Raw genomic sequence first — 19,484 nt, 5'->3', positions numbered from 1 at the left:
GCAGATGAAAAAAAATATCCTCAGCGTTGCCTGCTCGTTAATCCTGTTAACAGGCTGCGCAAGCGACAGGCTTCCAGAGCCTGAAAAAGTGAATATTGGTAATATTGACTCCCTGGTCAGCGAAATACAGCAGATTGATAACTCGATTAAGACCAAACCGGGTGATATTGAACTGCGTACTGAACGTCAGTCCATGGTTACCCAATTGGTTAATTATTATCTGTTGGCAGCCAACCAGGCCGTTGCGCGTAATGACTACCTCTCCGCGACGAAATTCTGGCGTTCAGCATTGTCGTACCAGCCAGGAAATTTTAGCGCGCAACAGGGGCTTAAAAAAATCGAAGGCTCTCGTGCTCTCGACAAATTATATCAACAGGCTGTTGTCCTGTATAAAACTGATCCGGAACTGGCGTTGCAAAAAATCCAGCAGGTTCTTGAGGAAGATCCTAACTGGCCGCAGGCTGCTGAAATGCGCGATCATCTGATGCGTGAAATTGCAGTGCAGAATCAGCCGGAAACGAAAATGAACCGTGAGCTGCGTAAGCCGGTGAGTTTTAATTTCCAGAAACATAAGTTGATGGATATTTTCGCTTCGATTAGCAAGATCACCGGTATTAATATTATTTACGATAAAGACGTTCCGGAAACGGCCACTGCCAGCCTGATCGCTAACGATACAACGGCAGAAAATGCCCTGAATTTGCTGCTGCTCTCTAATCAGTTACGTAAGAAGATACTCAACAGCAATACCTTGCTGATTTATCCCGCCACGGCGCAAAAAGAGAAAACCTATCGCGACACGTTAGTGAAAACGGTGTTCCTCGGCTATGCCAAAGCGAAGGATCTCAATGTTGCGCTGCGTAACCTGATTAAGATCCGCGATGTTCATGTCGATGAGCGGACCAATTCGATCACGTTTCGTGGGCCGCGCGAAAGCGTAGAGAAGGCTGAACAATTGCTGATGACCCTCGATCGCCCGGAAGCGGAAGTGACGCTCGGCGTGGAAGTGCTGGAGATTAACGCTAAAGACGAAGAAATTCTCGGCATCAACTTCCCGGGCCAGGTCGGCGTTGGTTTTAACGCCAGCGAAGACAGCACCAATATTCCGCTGAATGGGTTTAACCAGGGCAATATGTTTATCAACCTCGGCGCCAGCCAGGGGATCACCGCCAATCTGCAAAAAGTGCGTTCACATGCGCGAGTTCTCGCCAATCCGCGAATTCGTGTGAAAAACAATAAAAAAGCGGTGATCGATATTGGCGAGCGTATTCCGGTATTGACCAGCAGTATTTCAGAGAGTTTTTCTCAGGAGCAGGTTGAGTATCAGGATGTCGGGCTGAAACTGGAAGTAACGCCAGATATCAGCGTTGATAGCACCATCTCCATGGATGTGAAATTCAATCTCAGTACCATTGGCGGCGCTGAGCATTCGAAAGACGGCGTGGCGTATTACCGCACCAACAACCGTGAAGCCACGACTGTGTTAAGTAGCCAGAATGGCGAAACACAAGTGCTGGCAGGGCTGATTAAAGAGAGCGACAGCGATGAGATGACCGGCTTACCTGGATTATCCGATCTGCCGCTGCTGGGCAAACTTTTTGGCAGCAACGATAACAGCACAGAGCGTACGGAAGTGGTGTTGCTGATTACGCCAACCATTGAACGTAACATCGATCTGCCAGGAACCCATATCAATACTATTGAGATGGGCAGTGAAGAGTCGCAGGGAGAGAGCGGTTATCTGCCTTCCGCCCAACAAGCGAATGATAAAAAAGAGACCTTTACACCACCGCCACTGATGCCGCCAGCGGATTTCCCGCCGGCCGGTAAACTGCCTGCGCCGACGCTGGCGAAAAGCGAGGGGGATGCGCGGTGAAGTTTCAGCGTGGCTTTACGCTGATCGAAATGATGGTCAGTCTGGCGCTGCTGGCAACGCTTGCCAGTGCCGCCATTCCCATCTATCAGCGTCATGAGCAGCAGCGTAATGAAGAGGAGTTGCGCGTTGCGCTGCGTGACATTCGCACTGCAATCGATCGTTACGGGCAGTTGGTTGAGGAGGGGGTCATTGAGAAAGATGCCGATATGACCAACTGGCCTGCTTCGCTCGATCTGCTGGTTGATGGCGTGGTGAATAAAAAGTCGCCGAACAAAGAAAAAATCTATCTGTTGCGCCGCATCCCGCGCGATCCCTTTTGTGACTGCGACGGCAGGAAGAACACCGAAACCTGGCGGGTGCGCGCATCCACCCAGGCGCCGGGAGAGACGACAGGTGGTAAGGATGTCTGGGATGTCAGCTCCACCAGCAGCCAGCCAGGATTGAATGGAATACCCTATGCGCAATGGTGAAAAAGGCTTTACTCTCATTGAGTTACTGGTCGTTATGGCGATCATCGCCACGTTAATGACGCTGGTGGCACCGCGTTTCTTCGGCCAGACCGAATATGCGAAAGTGGTGGTGTTAAAACACAACCGTAATGCGCTGCGCTCAGCGATTGCGGCGTATCGTCACGATCGCCTGCTCGGCCCGGAAGAGCTGGAAGATCTGGTGAATAATGGTTATCTGTTTGAAATTCCGATGGATCCTGTGGCCAATACCCGCGATAACTGGGATGTAAAACGCGATGATGACGGCCAGATAACGGATGTCACTTCTCCCTCGCTGGAAGAAAAGAGCTCGTCAGATGATGAGGAGTAGCCAGCGGCAGGGGGGATTCACCTATCTGTGGGTGTTACTGATGCTGACGATGCTATCGCTGGCGCTGCTGAAAGAGAGCAGTTACCGCCAGGCGATTTATCGGCAGCAGCAGGAAGAGGAGCTATTTTTCCGCGGCGTGCAGATCCGTAATGCCATTCAGCAGTATCAAAAAGCGGGGAATGGCTGTCTCCCGCTGAGTTTTGACGATCTGCTGCGCGATCCTCGCGGTAAAAAAGTGGTTTATCACCTGCGCCGCTGGTTTACCGATCCGTTAACCGGCTCGCGGCAGTGGGGGATGAGCTACGACAAACAAGGCCGCTGGGTGGGCGTCTTCAGTAAAGGGAAAGGGCGACCGCTTCGCACGGCAGCGTTTCCGAAAGCGCTGGTGGATTTTAAAAAAGCAGACACCTATGCGAAATGGATCTTTAAAGTGGACGACGCGGCAAACGCGCCGCTGCCGTCAGCTTGCCGATCGGCTGACGGCAAAACGCACGGCATAACGGTGAAACAAGATGATCGATAATATGCTCTTTTTTGCCTTACTGGGCGCGATCCTCGGCAGCTTTGCCAATGTCGTCATCTATCGCTTGCCCCGTATGATGCACGGGGAAGCATTCACTCTGAGCTGGCCGCCTTCGTTTTGCCCGCATTGCCGACAGCGAATCAGAAAGCGTTACAACGTTCCCCTGCTTGGCTGGCTCTGGTTGAAGGGGCGCAGCCAGTGCTGTCATCAGCCCATTAGCTGGCGCTATCCTGGCGTTGAATTCGTCATGGCGCTGCTGTTTGCGCTGCTGATCGGCTGGCAGGGCGTTAGTGCGGCCAGCCTCCTCGATTTGTCATTGCTGTTCTTATCGGTTGTCATGCTGTTTATTGATTATGACTACCTGTTGCTGCCCGATAAATTGACGTTGCCCTTTCTGGGGCTGGCGATGTTATCGGCATGGGCAAAACAGCCAGACAGTGCGGCAATAAGCGGTATTGTTGTGGGCGCGGCGGTGGGCTTTCTTATCCCCTGGGTGTTGCATCGCCTGTTTCTGTGGCGCAGCGGGCAGGACGGGATCGGCGCTGGCGATATGAAGTTGTTTGCCGGTATCGGCGCCTGGCAGGGCTGCGAAGCGCTATTTCACATCATGCTTATCGCGTCGCTTTTAGGCCTGGTATATGGCTATTTCATTATTAAAGCCAGGCGTTCGGACGTTTTTCCCTTTGGCCCGGCGATAATTATTGCAGCCGTTGGCTGGCTGTTCGGGGCAATGTTTACTGCGTGACAGGAATAAAAAAAGCCGATCGTGCGATCGGCTTTTTTGTCATGGCGCGCGGGCTTAGAAGTTGTAACCCACCACCAGGTAACCACCCCAGCCGGTAGCGTGTACATTGAAGTCGCCGTTGCCGAAGTTCAGACCGGCGTCGTCGTTCCACTGGCCGCCGTGGTGCCAGTAACGGGCAACAACAGAGTAGTGCCAGTGATCGTAACCCAGAGAGAGGATGTGACTGGAGGCGATGGAATCATTGGTACGGGCTTTGATGCCGTTGTTCGCGTAACCGCTGTCATCACCCAGATCGGAGCCCCAGTCGAAGTTGGTAAAGCCGATGTAGCTTAACTGGCCGCCCCACAGGGTGGTGATCGGGACAAAGTATTTCACTTTGAAGCGGTAGCCGTCCCATTCGTTCTGGTTAGCGGCACCGTAGTTCTGCCACTGATATTTCGCATACACGTTCAGGGAGAGGCTCATCGGCAGGCCGGTGTCGATGTCGGTACCGAGACCCATATACCAGGTGCTCTGACGACCAGAGGCATTGCGGCCCATGTCGTAGATGTAGTTGTTCGCGAAGTACCACTCTTTGAACGGACCGAAGCTCAGATCGGCACCCGTCAGTTTATCGATGGAGAAACGCGGTTCGATTTCCATAAACAGCGGAGAACCGTGGTTCCAGATACCTTTCGCATCTGTATTACCGCCGAAGAATACCGGCGCATCCGCATAACCGTAGAAGTCAAACCAGTCTTTTTTGGCGAAAGCTTCGTACTCAAGGTAGGTATCGTTGCGGATCTGCGGTCCGAAGCGGGTGTGATAACTGCCCACCACGTTGACGCTCTGGTGCCACCAGTCGGAAACGTATTCAGGCTTAGCGTTATCCGCTGCGTTTGCAATAAAAGACGCAGAAAGCGCCAGAGCAGCACCGGCTGCGAGGATTGTTTTTTTCATCTTTTCGCCACTGATTGAGATCCCAGAAGGGAGTGAAAGAAAGCATTTGCTGAATTTATGGGTATTCCATATTTATGGGCGCTTATTATAAGTATCCACGCTCACAAAAATATGTGTTGTTTCACATTATTGACATATACGTAATCGATTGCGCTCACGTTTGCGTGCAATAAACGGGGGGATTGTACTGGCATTTACCAATATTGCAAATTCGTGAATGTGATGACCGAACGTTGAAAAAGAAGAAAAAGCGTTACAAAACGCAATAAAGGGCGACATCGTCGCCCTGGAGAATTACTGTGCGCTGGCGGGTTGAATATCGTGGATACGGACGAAACCTAATTGCTCCGGCGTAATGCCGTTTAGCTGCAACGGAATATCGACGTCGCTTGGCGCAAGCGTGCTGGCCGGTGCGTTAATAAGCTGATTTTGTACGTTAACTTCCTGGTAATTCTGCGTGGTACCCTGAATCTGTCCCCACTCAACCGTACCGCTAAACGCCGGTAACGGATCGTTCGATTCACCCTGAATGCGCAGCAGAACGCGGGTTCCGGCGGCATTTGGCGCGACGTTTTGCAAAGACATGCGCAACATACCAATCTGGCTGTTCAGACGGGCTGGCGTGTTTGCGCCGGGCAGGAGATAGACACCGCTGCCTGATTTCGCATTCAGCGCGTTCTGCTGGGTGATTTTCACCGTTTCTTTGTTCAGTTTGCTCATCTCACTATTCAGCGTGCTGACGCTTTGATGCAACTGACGGACTTCGCTTTGCTGGGCGCAGGCACTGAGGGCAAAAAGGCTTCCCAGTAAGAGTGTTCTTAGGTAACGTCTTGTCATTATGTCTGTTTCCGTGAAAAGAAAGAGTGTTGTAATGGTAGATCGCAACGGTTGCGTTGCCATCGATCCATTATCTCAAAAACGGTCTGCCTTTGTTGTCATGCCAGTCCAGGGTAAAATAGATTTCAGTTAACTCACACGTCAGGACGCCGTATGCATTGCCCATTCTGTTTCGCCGTGGATACCAAAGTAATCGATTCTCGTCTGGTGGGGGAAGGTTCCTCTGTTCGCCGCCGTCGGCAGTGTCTGGTTTGTAATGAGCGTTTTACCACTTTTGAAGTGGCTGAGCTGGTGATGCCGCGCGTGGTGAAAAGCAATGAAGTGCGTGAACCCTTCAATGAAGACAAGTTACGTAGCGGTATGCTGAAAGCGCTGGAGAAACGTCCGGTAAGCTCCGACGACGTGGAAATGGCGCTCAATCACATTAAATCGCAACTTCGCGCAACAGGCGAACGCGAAGTTCCCAGTAAAATGATCGGCAATCTGGTAATGGAGCAGTTGAAAAAGCTCGATAAAGTGGCCTACGTCCGCTTTGCCTCCGTTTACCGCAGTTTTGAAGATATTCGCGAATTTGGCGAAGAGATCGCACGCCTACAGGACTGATCATGCAGGACGAAATGTACATGGCGCGGGCGCTGAAACTGGCGCAACGCGGGCGTTTTACCACCCATCCGAACCCACGCGTTGGCTGTGTGATCGTCAACAATGGCGAGATCGTTGGCGAAGGTTTTCACTATCGCGCAGGCGAGCCGCATGCCGAAGTGCATGCGCTGCGTATGGCGGGTGAACGCGCACGCGGCGCGACGGCGTATGTGACGCTGGAGCCGTGCAGCCATCACGGGCGTACGCCGCCCTGCTGCGAAGCGCTGATTGCGGCTGGCGTCGCACGCGTTGTCGCGGCGATGCAGGATCCCAATCCACAGGTGGCCGGACGCGGCCTTTATCGCTTGCAGCAGGAAGGTATTGATGTCAGCCACGGGCTGATGATGAGTGAAGCCGAAGCGTTGAACAAAGGTTTCCTCAAACGGATGCGCACCGGGTTTCCGTATGTGCAGCTTAAGCTTGGCGCATCGCTGGACGGCCGAACGGCGATGGCCAGCGGTGAAAGCCAGTGGATCACCTCCGCGCAGTCGCGCCGGGATGTGCAGCGTCTGCGGGCGCAAAGCCATGCTATTCTCACCAGCAGCGCTACCGTGCTGGCGGACGATCCCTCGCTGACGGTGCGCTGGGAAGAGCTGGACGCCGACAGCCAGGCGCTCTATCCGCAAGAAAATGTGCGCCAGCCGGTGCGCATTGTGATCGACAGCCAGAATCGCGTCACGCCAACACACAAACTGATCGGACTGCCGGGTGAAACCTGGTTTGCCCGCACGAAAGCGGATGAGCGCAGTTGGCCTGCGGGCGTGCGCGAGATTATCGTGCCGGAACATAACGGCCACGCCGATCTGGTGATGCTGATGATGTTGCTGGGAAAACAGCAAATTAACAGTATTTGGGTGGAAGCGGGCGCAACGCTTGCCGGGGCGTTATTGCAGGCCGGGCTGGTGGATGAACTGGTGGTTTATCTTGCGCCGACGCTGTTAGGCACAGACGCGCGCGGCCTGTGCGTATTGCCGGGGCTGTCGGCGCTTGCCGATGCACCACACTTTAAATTCAATGAGATACGGCAGGTTGGCCCGGATGTCTGCCTGCATCTTACCCACGCGTGATGTCTGCTGTAAAAGGGAAGCAGCGCGTAAAATATTATGCTAAAATCCGCCCCCCTGCGGGGTCCGAACTGAACCTGTGAAGGAAGTGTATGAACATTATTGAAGCCAACGTTGCTGCTCCGGACGCTCGCGTCGCCATCACCATTGCGCGTTTCAACAACTTTATCAATGATAGCCTGCTCGAAGGCGCGATTGATGCGCTGAAACGCATCGGTCAGGTAAAAGATGAAAACATCACTGTCGTGTGGGTACCTGGCGCTTACGAACTGCCGCTGGCGGCTGGCGCTCTGGCGAAAACCGGCAAATACGACGCGGTGATCGCGCTCGGCACGGTGATTCGCGGTGGTACTGCGCACTTCGAATATGTTGCTGGCGGTGCAAGCACTGGCCTGGCGCATGTTGCCCAGGACAGCGAAATTCCGGTCGCTTTCGGCGTGCTGACTACTGAAAGTATCGAGCAAGCTATCGAACGCGCTGGCACTAAAGCCGGTAATAAAGGTGCAGAAGCCGCACTGACCGCGCTTGAAATGATTAATGTATTGAAAGCCATTAAGGCCTGATTTTTGTAAGGGGAATTCCGTGAAACCTGCTGCTCGTCGCCGCGCCCGTGAGTGCGCCGTCCAGGCGCTCTACTCCTGGCAGTTGTCCCAGAACGACATCGCTGATGTTGAATACCAGTTCCTGGCGGAACAGGACGTAAAAGACGTTGACGTTCTGTACTTCCGTGAGCTGTTGACCGGGGTGGCGACTAATAGCGCATATCTCGATGGCTTAATGCAGCCGTATCTGTCCCGTCAGCTGGAAGAGCTGGGTCAGGTTGAGAAAGCGGTATTGCGTATCGCACTGTTCGAACTGTCCAAACGTGATGATGTGCCCTACAAAGTGGCGATCAACGAAGCTATCGAACTGGCAAAAACCTTTGGCGCTGAAGACAGCCACAAGTTTGTTAACGGCGTGCTGGATAAAGCCGCTCCTGCGATCCGCCCCCACAAGAAATGATCCGTAAGCCGGTGATAAGCGATGCTCTGCGCGCCTGTCCCGGCTTTTTCTTTTTTCTACCGAGGCATTAACGTATGGCATGCGGCGAATTTTCCCTGATTGCCCGTTACTTTGACCGTGTACGAAATTCCCGTCGCGATGTAGAAACCGGCATTGGCGACGATTGTGCTCTGCTCAACGTTGTTGAAAAACAGACGCTGGCGATCAGCGTCGATACGCTGGTGGCGGGCAACCATTTTCTGCCGGAGATCGATCCTGCGGATTTGGCCTGCAAAGCACTGGCGGTGAATTTAAGCGATCTGGCTGCCGTGGGCGCGGATCCGGCGTGGATGACGCTGGCGCTTACGTTGCCGGAGGTAGATGAAAGCTGGCTGGAAAAATTCAGCGACAGCCTGTTTGAGCAGCTTAGCTACTACGATATGCAGTTGATTGGCGGCGATACCACGCGTGGCCCGCTGTCGATGACCATCGGCATTCATGGCTATGTACCGCCAGGGCGGGCAATGAAGCGCTCTGGCGCTAAACCGGGCGACTGGATTTATGTTACCGGAACGCCGGGCGACAGCGCTGCTGGCCTGGCGATTTTGCAGCAGCGTTTAGCCGTCGGCGATAAAGCCGATGCGGAGTATCTGCTTAAGCGTCATTTGCGGCCAACTCCGCGCGTGTTGCATGGTCAGGCGCTGCGCAACCTGGCAAGCTCGGCGATCGATCTCTCCGACGGTTTGATCTCCGATTTGGCGCACATACTGAAAGCCAGCCAGTGCGGCGCGCGTATCGATCTGGATGCATTACCTTTCTCCGACGCGTTCAGTCGTCACGTAGAGCCTGAGCAGGCGCTGCGCTGGGCGCTTTCCGGCGGTGAAGATTATGAATTGTGTTTTACCGTGCCGGAGCTGAACCGTGGGGCGCTGGATGTCGCCATCGGCCAGCTCGGCGTGCCTTTTACCTGCATCGGGCAGATCAGCGCCGATGTGGAGGGGCTGCATTTTACCCGTGGCGGCAAGGCTGTCGCCCTTGACTGGAAAGGATACGACCATTTTGCCGAGAGCTAAAGATATAGCCAAAAGCCGTCTGAATTTGCGAAACCCCTGGCATTTGCTGGCAACCGGGTTTGGTAGCGGTTTAAGCCCGATAGTGCCGGGCACCATGGGATCGCTGGCGGCGATCCCCTTCTGGTGGGCAATGACATTTCTGCCCTGGCAGCTCTATTCGCTGGTGGTGATGCTGGGGATTTGTCTGGGCGTGTATTTGTGCCACCAGACGGCAAAAGATATGGGCGTACACGATCACGGCAGCATCGTCTGGGATGAGTTCATCGGAATGTGGATCACGCTGATGGCGCTCCCGACCAATGACTGGCAGTGGGTCGCCGTCGGCTTTGTGCTGTTCCGTATTCTCGATATGTGGAAACCGTGGCCGATTCGCTGGTTCGATCGCAATGTTCACGGCGGTATGGGGATCATGGTCGATGATATCATTGCCGGGATCATTGCTGCCGGGCTGTTGTATCTGATTGGCCACCACTGGCCGATTGGCTTGATCTGAGGGTGATGCGCCGGATGGCGGTTGCCTTATCCGGCTTGCGGGCTCAGCTTTGACATGCGATTACGATAACCCGGCCCGGTCAGCGCCACCGGGCATTTTTATGGGTTATTTAAATCCTACCACCGGGTGCTGTTTGTAGGGTGTTTCCAGCTCGGCAATCTGTTCCGGTTTCAGCGTTAAATCCACCGCGCCTAACAACTCTTCCAGCTGCTCTTCGCGGGATGTGCCGATAATCGGCGCAGCGACGCCAGGCTTACTCAGCAGCCAGGCCAGCGCCACCTGCGCGCGGGAAGCGCCAACTTCTTCTGCTACGCCGGCCAGGCGCTCGGCGATCTGGCTGTCATTTTCATCGGTTTCGCTGTACAGCGTTTTACCGAATTCATCCGACACCAGACGCGCGGTGGTTTCTCCCCACGGGCGGGTTAAACGTCCACGCGCCAGCGGACTCCACGGAATAATCGCCACGCCTTCCTTGTAACACAGCGGCAGCATCTCGCGCTCTTCCTCGCGATAGATCAGATTGTAGTGATCCTGCATAGTGACGAAACGCGCCCAGCCATTTTCTTGCTGCAAGGCCAGCGCGTGAGCGAACTGGCGAGCGTGCATCGACGACGCGCCGATATAGCGCGCTTTGCCCGCTTTCACCACTTCATCAAGGGCTTCGAGCGTCTCTTCAATGGGCGTGTGGTAATCCCAGCGATGGATTTGTAGCAGATCGACATACTCCATGCCCAGCCGTCGCAGGCTATCGTCGATGGAACGCAGGATCTGCGCGCGGGAGAGGCCTTCCGCCAGATCGCCTACCTGGTGATAGACTTTGGTGGCGACAACCACCTCGTCGCGGCGGGCGAAATCGCGTAGTGCGCGTCCGACAATCTCTTCGCTGCTGCCATCGGAATAGCTGTTGGCGGTATCAAAGAAGTTAATGCCGCCTTCCAGCGCGCGCTGAATGATAGGGCGGCTGCTCTCTTCCGGCAGCGTCCAGGCGTGTTTGCCCCTGTCAGGTTCGCCAAACGTCATGCAGCCAAGGCAAAGGCGGGAAACCTTAAGGTCTGTTTTTCCTAATGTGTTGTATTGCATGGTTCCACTCCTGCTATGAAAAACTTACGTTTAAGCATAGCAGGAGCGGCAGGGGAGGATCAGGCGAGCCAGTTGCGGATGCGGGATTCGATGCCTGCGGCGTTCAGCCCCAGATCGGCGCGGGCTTCATCCTGCGTACCCTGCGGGATGAAGAAATCCGGCAGGCCGAGATTGAGCACCGGCACCGGTTTGCGGTGCGCCATCAGCACTTCGTTGACGCCGCTGCCTGCGCCGCCTGCGATAGCATTCTCTTCCAGCGTCACCAGCGAGTCATGACGCGCAGCGGTTTCCAGTATCAGCGCTTCATCCAGCGGTTTGGCAAAACGCATGTCGATAAGCGTGGCGTTCAGGGCTTCGGCGGCTTTTTGCGCTTCCGGCAATAATGTACCGAAGTTCAGAATCGCCAGCTTCTCGCCCTGGCGTTTCACCACGCCTTTACCGATCGGCAGTTTCTCCAGTGGCTCCAGCGGTACACCAACGGCATTGCCGCGCGGGTAACGTACGGCGCTTGGGCCATCGGCATAGTGATAGCCGGTAAACAGCATCTGGCGGCACTCGTTTTCATCGCTTGGCGTCATGATGACCATCTCCGGGATACAGCGCAGGTAGGAGATATCAAAAGCACCCTGGTGCGTCTGCCCGTCGGCACCGACAATCCCGGCGCGATCGATGGCAAACAGCACCGGCAGTTTCTGGATCGCCACATCGTGGATCACCTGATCATAGGCGCGTTGCAGGAAAGTGGAGTAGATCGCCACCACCGGTTTGTAGCCGCCAATCGCCAGCCCGGCCGCGAAAGTCACGGCATGCTGCTCGGCAATGGCCACATCAAAATATTGATCCGGGTATTTGCGTGAAAATTCGACCATGCCGGAACCTTCACGCATCGCTGGCGTGATCGCCATCAGCTTGTCGTCTTTGGCGGCGGTTTCGCACAGCCAGTCGCCGAAAATCTTCGAATAACTCGGCATGCCACCGCTGCTTTTCGGCAGCGTACCGCTGGTCGGATCGAATTTCGGCACCGCGTGGAAGGTGATCGGATCTTTTTCGGCCGGTTCATAGCCGCGCCCTTTTTTGGTCATAATATGCAGGAACTGCGGACCTTTCAGATCGCGCATATTGCGCAGGGTCTGCACCAGCCCCAGCACATCGTGACCGTCCACCGGGCCAATGTAGTTAAAGCCCAGCTCTTCAAACAGGGTGCCCGGCACGACCATACCTTTGATATGTTCTTCGGTACGCTTGATCAACTCTTTGATCGGCGGTACGCCGGAAAGCACTTTTTTGCCGCCTTCGCGCAGGGTGGAGTAGAGCTTGCCGGAGAGCAACTGCGCCAGGTGATTGTTCAGCGCGCCGACGTTCTCGGAAATCGACATCTCGTTGTCATTCAACACTACCAGCATATCCGGGCGGATATCACCGGCGTGGTTCATCGCTTCGAAGGCCATACCAGCAGTGATCGCGCCATCGCCAATGACGCAGACGGTGCGGCGCTGCTTGCCCTCTTTGGCGGCGGCGACGGCAACGCCAATTCCTGCGCTGATAGAGGTGGAGGAGTGACCCACGCTGAGAACGTCGTATTCGCTTTCGCCGCGCCATGGGAACGGATGCAGACCGTTTTTCTGCCGGATGGTGTCGATTTTGTCGCGACGCCCGGTAAGAATTTTGTGCGGATAGGCCTGGTGGCCGACGTCCCAGATTAACTGATCGAACGGCGTGTTGTAGACGTAATGTAACGCGACGGTCAGTTCGACCGTGCCAAGCCCGGAGGCGAAGTGCCCGCTGGAGCGGCTTACACTGTCAAGCAGATAGCGACGCAGTTCGTCGCACAGCTTCGGCAGACTCTCTTTCGGCAGCAGACGCAACTCTTGTGTGGTATCTACCAGCGCCAGCGTCGGGTATTTGGCTATATCAAAACTCATCAGCAACTCATCTAGTGTGTCGTTTTATTTATCACGCTGGATTATATAATTCGCCAGTGCTTCCAGTGCCGTCGTATCAAGCGACTGTGCAGCCAGCAGGCTAAGCGCCTGTCGGGCATCGTCAATCAGGTCGCGGGCTTTTGTCCGGGCTTGCTCAAGACCCAGAAGTGCGGGATAGGTACTTTTCCCCAGGTGCTGATCGGCGCCCTGGCGTTTACCAAGGGTGGCAGTATCGCCGACCACATCCAGGATGTCATCCTGAACCTGGAACGCCAGACCGATGCTTTGGGCGTAGCGATCGAGCTGAGGTAGGGCTTCCCGGCCTCTGTCGCCCGCGCTCAGCGCGCCCATTTTTACTGCCGCACGGATCAGCGCACCGGTTTTGTGGCGATGGATCTGCTCCAGCGCTTCCAGCGAGATTTGCTCGCCTTCAGCCGCCAGATCCAGCGCCTGGCCTCCGCACATGCCGGCCACGCCGCTGGAGATCGCAAGGGTTGATACCATCGCCAGCCGATCGTGTGCCGCCACTTCCGGCATCGGCGCATCGGCGAGAATCGAGAAAGCCAGCGTCTGCAATGCATCTCCCGCAAGAATGGCATTGGCTTCGCCAAATTTAATATGGCAGGTCGGCAGGCCACGGCGTAAATCGTCGTCGTCCATCGCAGGCAGATCGTCATGGATCAGCGAGTAAGCATGGATGCACTCCACGGCCGCCGCGGGCGCATCCAGCGTTTGCTGGCTGACGCCGAACATCGAGCCGGTTGCGTAAACCAGAAACGGACGCAGACGTTTACCACCTAATAGTGCGCCATACTGGATAGCGTCAACCAGAGGAGTGTTCTGAAAGGGCAACGGAGCGATAAAACGGCGCAGCGCGTCATTGGCCCGATCGACGCAGGCCTGCAATTGTTGATTAAAATCCATCGTTATTCAGCATCCGGTGCGAAAGGCTTTAACGGCGCCTCTTCGGAATCGGAAAGCAGGATCTGCACGCGCTGCTCCGCCTGCTGTAACTTTACCTGCCCCTGGCGCGCCAGTTGTACGCCACGTTCGAATTCATTGAGTGCCTCTTCGAGCGGAAGATCGCCGCTTTCAAGACGAGTGACAATCTGTTCCAGCTCGTTCAGCGCTGTTTCGAAACTGGCTGGTGCTTCGTTTTTCTTTGGCATAGTGAATGTCTGACTCTTCTATTATTCATCCTGACTCAATTTAGCTATGGTAGCGGAGTCGTGGCACTTAGCCAATTACGCTCAAGGGTAATGCATTGCGCAAGGTCTATTCGATGGTGGTATACTTCCGCGCCTGGATGCAGCCGCGGGTATGGGCTGCTGTATTATTTTCCCTTACAGGCCCAGTCGGGCTTGCCAACGAACCATTGCCGCCATGAAGTTTATCATTAAATTGTTCCCGGAAATCACCATCAAAAGCCAATCTGTGCGCTTGCGCTTTATTAAAATTCTGACCGGGAACATTCGTAACGTTCTGAAGCACTACGACGAAACCCTTGCCGTTGTGCGCCACTGGGACCATATCGAAGTCCGCGCCAAAGATGAAAACCAGCGTCTGGCTATTCGCGACGCGCTGACCCGCATTCCGGGGATCCACCATATTCTGGAAGTGGAAGATGTGCCTTTCACTTCTCTGCACGATATTTTTGAGAAAGCGCTGGTGCAGTATCGCGAGCAGATTGAAGGTAAAACCTTCTGCGTGCGCGTGAAACGCCGTGGTAAACATGAATTCAGCTCTATTGAAGTGGAACGTTACGTAGGCGGCGGGCTGAACCAGCATGTCGAATCTGCGCGCGTGAAGCTGACGCACCCGGATGTGACGGTGAATCTGGAAATCGAAGATGATCGTCTGCTGCTGGTTAAAGGCCGTTATGAAGGGATTGGCGGCTTCCCGATTGGCACCCAGGAAGATGTTCTGTCGCTGATTTCCGGCGGTTTCGACTCCGGCGTTTCCAGCTATATGCTGATGCGTCGCGGTTGCCGCGTACACTACTGCTTCTTTAATCTCGGCGGCGCCGCCCATGAAATTGGCGTTCGCCAGGTGGCGCATTATCTGTGGAACCGCTTTGGCAGTTCGCACCGCGTGCGTTTTGTGGCAATCAATTTTGAACCGGTGGTCGGCGAGATCCTTGAAAAAGTCGATGATGGTCAGATGGGCGTGGTGCTGAAACGTATGATGGTGCGCGCCGCGTCGAAAGTCGCTGAACGTTACGGCGTACAGGCGCTGGTGACCGGTGAAGCGCTGGGACAGGTTTCCAGCCAGACGCTGACCAACCTGCGTCTGATTGATAACGTCTCCGATACGCTGATCCTGCGCCCGCTCATCTCTTACGATAAAGAGCACATTATCGATCTGGCGCGTGAAATCGGCACCGAGGATTTTGCCCGCACGATGCCGGAATATTGCGGCGTGATCTCCAAAAGCCCAACGGTAAAGGCGGTGAAAGCGAAGATCGAAGCGGAAGAAGCGCACTTTGATTTCGCTATCCTCGACCAGGTTGTGGAGGAAGCCAGCAATATTGATATCCGCGAAATCGCTCAGCAAACCCAGCAAGAGGTGGTGGAAGTTGAAACGGTTAACGGTTTCGGCCCGAACGATGTGGTGCTGGATATCCGTTCGATTGACGAACAGGATGATAAGCCGCTGAAGCTGGAAGGCGTTGATGTGGTGTCGCTGCCGTTCTACAAGCTGAGCACGAAGTTTGGCGATCTCGATCAGAACAAAACCTGGCTGCTGTGGTGTGAGCGTGGCGTGATGAGCCGCTTGCAGGCGCTCTATCTGCGTGAGCAAGGCTTCCAGAATGTGAAGGTTTATCGCCCGTAAACAGAATGCCGGATGGCGGCTTCGCCTTCATCCGGCCTGCAAGGGCACGAGCCTGAGCCCGGTTGTGTTCCGAAGGGCAAGTCCCGGTTGTAGGCCGGATAAGCGTCCGCGCTATTCGGCAAACAGCGCCCCCGGGCACTGCCATGTTTACGCTTCGTAGTAGTTATAAATCCCCGCCGCCATCACCAACTGCGACGCCACTTCATGAGCTTTTTCGCGCCCGACCAGCAGATCAATAATCTTCAGGCCAAAATCAATGGCTGTGCCTGGCCCCTGGCTGGTCAATAAATTCACCCGAGGATCCCACACCACTCGCTTATCCTGCCACTGTTCGGGCGGGATCGTCTCTTTCAATCCCGGGAAACCGGTCATATTGCCAATCGGGAAGAGCTGATGTGGCACCAGTACTGTACCGGCGGCGGCACAAATGGCGGCAACAATGCGCCCGGAAAGGTGGAACTGGCGAACGGTTTCGACCAGCAGCGGGCTGTCGCGGAAGCACTCCGCGCCTTTCAGGCCGCCCGGCAACACGATCGCATCGAAATCACCATCCGCCACTTCAACCAGCGGCGCATCGGCCAGCAGTTTAACCCCGCGTGAGCAGGTGATAACCAGGTTGCCGTCGCTGGCGACGCTGGCGGTAGTGACAGCAATACCACCGCGCACCAGCAGATCGATAGTCGTGACCGCTTCGGTCTCTTCACTACCAGGGGCGAGGCATATCAGAGCTGATGCGCTCATACTCACTCTCCTTACGTTTAATCATTTCATACAGACGGGCGTTTTCCGGCACCGCGATACCGTGCGCGCGGGCGCGTCTGAGCAGGTAGCCAGTAATATAATCGCTCTCGGTGTGCCGCAAGGCGCGTACATCCTGGAGCATTGATGAAATATTTTCCGCTGTATTTTCGATAATCTGGTTCACATAACTCAGCAAATCATCCGCAGAGATGTGGTGGCCTTCACGTTCGATAACGGCAGCCACTTCGCGGGTGATTTTTGCCACCTCATCGGGAAATTCGCGCAGATTGCCATTTTTGCAGTCGTGCAGGGCGGTCAGCGGATTGATTACGCAGTTCACCGCCAGCTTGCGCCACAGCGCCGGGCGAATAGTGTTGTGCCAGGCGACATCCGGCAGCGCTTCTTGCAGGGTATCTGCCAGCGCACTGAATTCACCGTCCTGCTGCCGCGCCGGGCCAATATGCGTAGTGCCGCTGGCCACATGCACAATCACGTTACCATCGCGGCGAGCAGCGTGCGTCGTGGTGCCAATCAGCAGGGGATTCGGCAGCGCTTTTAACTCTTCCACGGTGCCCATACCATTGTGAATCAGCAGTACCGGCGTCGCGGGAGAAAGCGCAGTTGCCAGGCTTTTTACCGCATCAGAAACTTGCCAGGCTTTCAGCGTCACCAGCAGCAGATCGCTACGGGCTAAAAATTCAGGATCGTTAGCCGTCAGGGACTCATTAAAAACCGTGCCGTCTTCTTCCACGACATTCACACTGCAAAAAGGCTGAGGTACGCGTAACCAGCCCTGTACTTCATGTCCCTGTTTACACAGCGCTGTTAACCACAATTGCCCTAAAGCACCGCAACCGAGTACGGTAATTCTCATTGTTCCTCCTCACCTGCAACTGCGCCAGGTGTTACTTCAACCATTATAGTGCTGTCGGCTATGCTTCCAGTATTACAAGTTGAGTTATACCTCGTTGCGGGTATTATGCATCGCAACAAATAGAGAGGGAGAAGAAAAGATGCCATCTTTCGATATCGTTTCCGAAGTTGAAATGCGCGAAGTGCAAAACGGTGTTGAGAATGCGACCCGTGAAGTCGCAACACGCTTTGATTTTCGCAACGTTGAAGCCACATTCGAACTGAATGAAGAAAAACAGACCATTAAGGTACTGAGCGAATCTGATTTCCAGGTGAACCAGTTGCTGGATATTTTACGTGCCAAGCTGCTGAAACGCGGCATTGAAGGGGCATCGCTGGATGTGCCGGAAGAGTTCGTCCACAGCGGGAAAAACTGGTTTGTGGAAGCAAAGCTGAAGCAGGGGATCGATGCGCCGACGGCGAAGAAAATCATCAAGCTGATTAAAGACAGCAAACTGAAAGTGCAGGCGCAGATTCAGGGTGAAGAGATCCGCGTGACCGGGAAATCCCGTGACGATCTGCAGGCGGTGATGGCATTAGTGCGCGGCGGCAAGCTGGGCCAGCCGTTCCAGTTCAAAAACTTCCGCGATTAATCGCTTTTCCCCTCCCGCCAGGGGAGGGGAAAATGGCCGACTTAACCTGCGACGGCCTGTTCGACTTCAAAGCGGTTTGTCACTTTGCTGTCGATCTTCACGTAAGCGCTACGCTCTTCCGCCACGACCAATACTTCACTGACCCCCGCTGTTGCCTGCAGACGCTGCTGTAGCGCGTCATCAATAGCCACATCGTCAGGAATGGCGATACGCAGGCTGCTGACATAGGGCGGCTCCTGCATGCTGCTGGCAACCAGCAGCCAGACCACGGCCAACAATGCACCAAACAGGAACACCATTTGTGAGTCAAATAAGCCATCCACCCAGCCGCCGACCGCGCCGCCAATAGCGACGCCGAGAAACTGGCTGGTGGAGTAAATGCCCATTGCCGTTCCTTTATAACCAGCTGGCGCTTCTTTACTGATTAACGACGGCAGTAGCGCTTCCATCAAGTTAAAGGCGAGGAAGAAGATCTGTACGCCAATCACAATTTCCCAGAAGTAAGCGCCGGCGCCCCACAGCACGATTTCCGCAATCAGCAGTAGCGCAACGCAGAGCACAAAAACGCGCTTCATCCGGCGTTTCACTTCGGCGTAGATAATAAACGGCACTACCGAAGCAAACGAGATAAGCATGGTGACGAGATAGATTTTCCAGTGCTCTGAAGCCGGAAAACCGGCCGATTCAAGCTGACCGGGCAGCGCCACAAACGTCGACATCAGCAGGATATGCAGGCACATAATGCCAAAGTTCAGCTTCAGCAGCTTTGGATTGACGATCACCATGCTAAAGCAATCTTTAACCATTCCCGATTCGCGGTTGCGTACATGGTGTTTGCTGTCCGGCACGACCCACAGCGTCAGGATGATGCCGATCGTCGCCAGCACGGCAATCATCCAGAACAGCGCATGCAGGCCTAAAAGATGGGTAATGATCGGCCCTAAAACCATGGCAATGGCGAACGTGATGCCGAAGCTGACGCCGATAAACGCCATCGCCTTGGTGCGATTTTGCTCGCGAGTGAGATCCGACAATAGCGCCATCACGGCGGCGGCAATCGCCCCGGAGCCCTGCAGCGCTCGGCCAAGAATAATGCCCCAGATGGAATCGGTGAGCGCGGCAATCACGCTGCCCAGCACGAAGATCGCCAGCCCACCGACAATCAGCGGCTTGCGGCCGATGCGATCCGACAGCAGCCCGAAGGGGATCTGAAATACCGCCTGGGCCAGGCCGTAGATGCCGATCGCCAGCCCAATCAGGGCTTCCGATGCTCCCTGCAACGCCATGCCGTATGTGGTCAGAACGGGCAGGACCATAAACATGCCGAGCATGCGCAGTGAGAATACAGTCCCTAAACCCCAGGTGGCGCGCAACTCGCCCGGCGTCATTTTATAATCGTTCATTACCACCTC

General features: G+C 55.0%; 22 protein-coding genes. 13 read left to right on the top strand and 9 right to left on the bottom strand.

Annotated features, from left to right (window positions below):
* The first annotated feature begins 4 nt into the window (after window positions 1-4).
* The 5 genes from AWR26_RS19685 to AWR26_RS19665 are packed head-to-tail and all read left to right on the top strand — an operon-like array spanning window position 5 to window position 3,963.
* A complete protein-coding gene (locus AWR26_RS19685) occupies window positions 5-1,876 on the top strand; it encodes a secretin N-terminal domain-containing protein (protein ID WP_227121589.1) in 1,872 nt (623 codons plus the stop codon).
* The gene (locus AWR26_RS19680) at window positions 1,873-2,346 is read left to right on the top strand and encodes a type II secretion system protein (RefSeq protein ID WP_052502048.1); all 474 of its coding nucleotides are present in this window, start codon (window positions 1,873-1,875) and stop codon (window positions 2,344-2,346) included. The genes AWR26_RS19685 and AWR26_RS19680 overlap by 4 nt, the downstream gene beginning before the upstream one ends.
* Window positions 2,321-2,695 carry a type II secretion system protein gene (locus tag AWR26_RS19675; protein ID WP_064568201.1) on the top strand — a complete coding sequence of 125 codons (375 nt, stop codon included), beginning with the start codon at window positions 2,321-2,323 and terminating at the stop codon, window positions 2,693-2,695. Before AWR26_RS19680 ends, AWR26_RS19675 begins: the two co-directional genes overlap by 26 nt.
* Entirely contained in the window at window positions 2,682-3,218 is a 537-nt protein-coding gene (locus AWR26_RS19670) for a type II secretion system protein (RefSeq protein WP_139227852.1), read from the top strand. Before AWR26_RS19675 ends, AWR26_RS19670 begins: the two co-directional genes overlap by 14 nt.
* On the top strand, window positions 3,208-3,963 hold the full coding sequence (locus AWR26_RS19665) for a prepilin peptidase (RefSeq protein ID WP_064568199.1): 756 nt from the start codon (window positions 3,208-3,210) through the stop codon (window positions 3,961-3,963). The genes AWR26_RS19670 and AWR26_RS19665 overlap by 11 nt, the downstream gene beginning before the upstream one ends.
* Before the next feature lie 54 nt (window positions 3,964-4,017).
* Here the strand turns inward: AWR26_RS19665 and AWR26_RS19660 are convergent, their stop codons facing one another.
* A complete protein-coding gene (locus AWR26_RS19660; protein WP_064568198.1) occupies window positions 4,018-4,902 on the bottom strand; it encodes a nucleoside-specific channel-forming protein Tsx in 885 nt (294 codons plus the stop codon).
* 294 nt (window positions 4,903-5,196) lie between these two features.
* Window positions 5,197-5,739, bottom strand: coding sequence for a SadB/YajI family lipoprotein (locus tag AWR26_RS19655; RefSeq protein ID WP_007373509.1), 543 nt, complete (start codon window positions 5,737-5,739; stop codon window positions 5,197-5,199).
* Between the two features lie 153 nt (window positions 5,740-5,892).
* Between AWR26_RS19655 and nrdR the strand changes: the two genes are divergently transcribed.
* The 6 genes from nrdR to pgpA all read left to right on the top strand — a co-directional run bounded on the left by nrdR (window position 5,893) and on the right by pgpA (window position 9,992).
* A complete protein-coding gene (nrdR, locus tag AWR26_RS19650; RefSeq protein ID WP_064568197.1) occupies window positions 5,893-6,342 on the top strand; it encodes a transcriptional regulator NrdR in 450 nt (149 codons plus the stop codon).
* A gap of 2 nt (window positions 6,343-6,344) precedes the next feature.
* Window positions 6,345-7,448: a bifunctional diaminohydroxyphosphoribosylaminopyrimidine deaminase/5-amino-6-(5-phosphoribosylamino)uracil reductase RibD gene (ribD, locus tag AWR26_RS19645; protein WP_064568196.1), complete on the top strand. Its 1,104-nt coding sequence runs from the start codon at window positions 6,345-6,347 to the stop codon at window positions 7,446-7,448.
* An 89-nt stretch (window positions 7,449-7,537) separates the two neighbouring features.
* Window positions 7,538-8,008 carry a 6,7-dimethyl-8-ribityllumazine synthase gene (gene ribH, locus AWR26_RS19640; RefSeq protein ID WP_064568195.1) on the top strand — a complete coding sequence of 157 codons (471 nt, stop codon included), beginning with the start codon at window positions 7,538-7,540 and terminating at the stop codon, window positions 8,006-8,008.
* 19 nt (window positions 8,009-8,027) lie between these two features.
* Window positions 8,028-8,447, top strand: a complete 420-nt coding sequence (nusB, locus tag AWR26_RS19635) for a transcription antitermination factor NusB (protein WP_007373513.1) — start codon at window positions 8,028-8,030, stop codon at window positions 8,445-8,447.
* A gap of 74 nt (window positions 8,448-8,521) precedes the next feature.
* Window positions 8,522-9,499 carry a thiamine-phosphate kinase gene (thiL, locus tag AWR26_RS19630; protein ID WP_064568194.1) on the top strand — a complete coding sequence of 326 codons (978 nt, stop codon included), beginning with the start codon at window positions 8,522-8,524 and terminating at the stop codon, window positions 9,497-9,499.
* On the top strand, window positions 9,462-9,992 hold the full coding sequence (pgpA, locus tag AWR26_RS19625; protein WP_090397451.1) for a phosphatidylglycerophosphatase A: 531 nt from the start codon (window positions 9,462-9,464) through the stop codon (window positions 9,990-9,992). The genes thiL and pgpA overlap by 38 nt, the downstream gene beginning before the upstream one ends.
* A 105-nt stretch (window positions 9,993-10,097) precedes the next feature.
* Here pgpA and AWR26_RS19620 read toward each other — a convergent pair whose 3' ends face one another.
* The 4 genes from AWR26_RS19620 to xseB are packed head-to-tail and all read right to left on the bottom strand — an operon-like array spanning window position 10,098 to window position 14,163.
* The gene (locus AWR26_RS19620; RefSeq protein WP_064568193.1) at window positions 10,098-11,072 is read right to left on the bottom strand and encodes an aldo/keto reductase; all 975 of its coding nucleotides are present in this window, start codon (window positions 11,070-11,072) and stop codon (window positions 10,098-10,100) included.
* Window positions 11,073-11,131: 59 nt separating this feature from the next.
* Window positions 11,132-12,994 carry a 1-deoxy-D-xylulose-5-phosphate synthase gene (gene dxs / locus AWR26_RS19615; protein WP_064568191.1) on the bottom strand — a complete coding sequence of 621 codons (1,863 nt, stop codon included), beginning with the start codon at window positions 12,992-12,994 and terminating at the stop codon, window positions 11,132-11,134.
* A 24-nt stretch (window positions 12,995-13,018) separates the two neighbouring features.
* Window positions 13,019-13,918 carry a (2E,6E)-farnesyl diphosphate synthase gene (gene ispA / locus AWR26_RS19610; protein ID WP_043954639.1) on the bottom strand — a complete coding sequence of 300 codons (900 nt, stop codon included), beginning with the start codon at window positions 13,916-13,918 and terminating at the stop codon, window positions 13,019-13,021.
* Window positions 13,919-13,920: 2 nt separating this feature from the next.
* Window positions 13,921-14,163: an exodeoxyribonuclease VII small subunit gene (gene xseB / locus AWR26_RS19605; RefSeq protein ID WP_043954637.1), complete on the bottom strand. Its 243-nt coding sequence runs from the start codon at window positions 14,161-14,163 to the stop codon at window positions 13,921-13,923.
* Window positions 14,164-14,377: 214 nt separating this feature from the next.
* On the opposite strand from xseB, the gene thiI reads away from it, so the two are divergent.
* Window positions 14,378-15,826, top strand: a complete 1,449-nt coding sequence (gene thiI, locus AWR26_RS19600) for a tRNA uracil 4-sulfurtransferase ThiI (protein WP_064568189.1) — start codon at window positions 14,378-14,380, stop codon at window positions 15,824-15,826.
* Between the two features lie 147 nt (window positions 15,827-15,973).
* Here thiI and yajL read toward each other — a convergent pair whose 3' ends face one another.
* Both yajL and panE read right to left on the bottom strand, forming a co-directional pair.
* Window positions 15,974-16,567, bottom strand: coding sequence for a protein deglycase YajL (gene yajL / locus AWR26_RS19595; RefSeq protein ID WP_007373521.1), 594 nt, complete (start codon window positions 16,565-16,567; stop codon window positions 15,974-15,976).
* Window positions 16,530-17,441: a 2-dehydropantoate 2-reductase gene (gene panE / locus AWR26_RS19590; protein WP_064568188.1), complete on the bottom strand. Its 912-nt coding sequence runs from the start codon at window positions 17,439-17,441 to the stop codon at window positions 16,530-16,532. Before panE ends, yajL begins: the two co-directional genes overlap by 38 nt.
* 139 nt (window positions 17,442-17,580) lie before the next feature.
* Between panE and AWR26_RS19585 the strand changes: the two genes are divergently transcribed.
* Window positions 17,581-18,072 (top strand): YajQ family cyclic di-GMP-binding protein, encoded by a 492-nt coding sequence (locus AWR26_RS19585; RefSeq protein WP_064568186.1) that lies wholly within the window; start codon window positions 17,581-17,583, stop codon window positions 18,070-18,072.
* 41 nt (window positions 18,073-18,113) lie between these two features.
* Here the strand turns inward: AWR26_RS19585 and AWR26_RS19580 are convergent, their stop codons facing one another.
* Window positions 18,114-19,475 (bottom strand): MFS transporter, encoded by a 1,362-nt coding sequence (locus tag AWR26_RS19580; RefSeq protein WP_064568184.1) that lies wholly within the window; start codon window positions 19,473-19,475, stop codon window positions 18,114-18,116.
* Window positions 19,476-19,484: the final 9 nt, after the last annotated feature.

The organism is Kosakonia oryzae (assembly GCF_001658025.2).
Classification (GTDB): Bacteria; Pseudomonadota; Gammaproteobacteria; order Enterobacterales; family Enterobacteriaceae; genus Kosakonia; species Kosakonia oryzae.
This window is presented reverse-complemented; position numbering and strand designations above follow the sequence as displayed.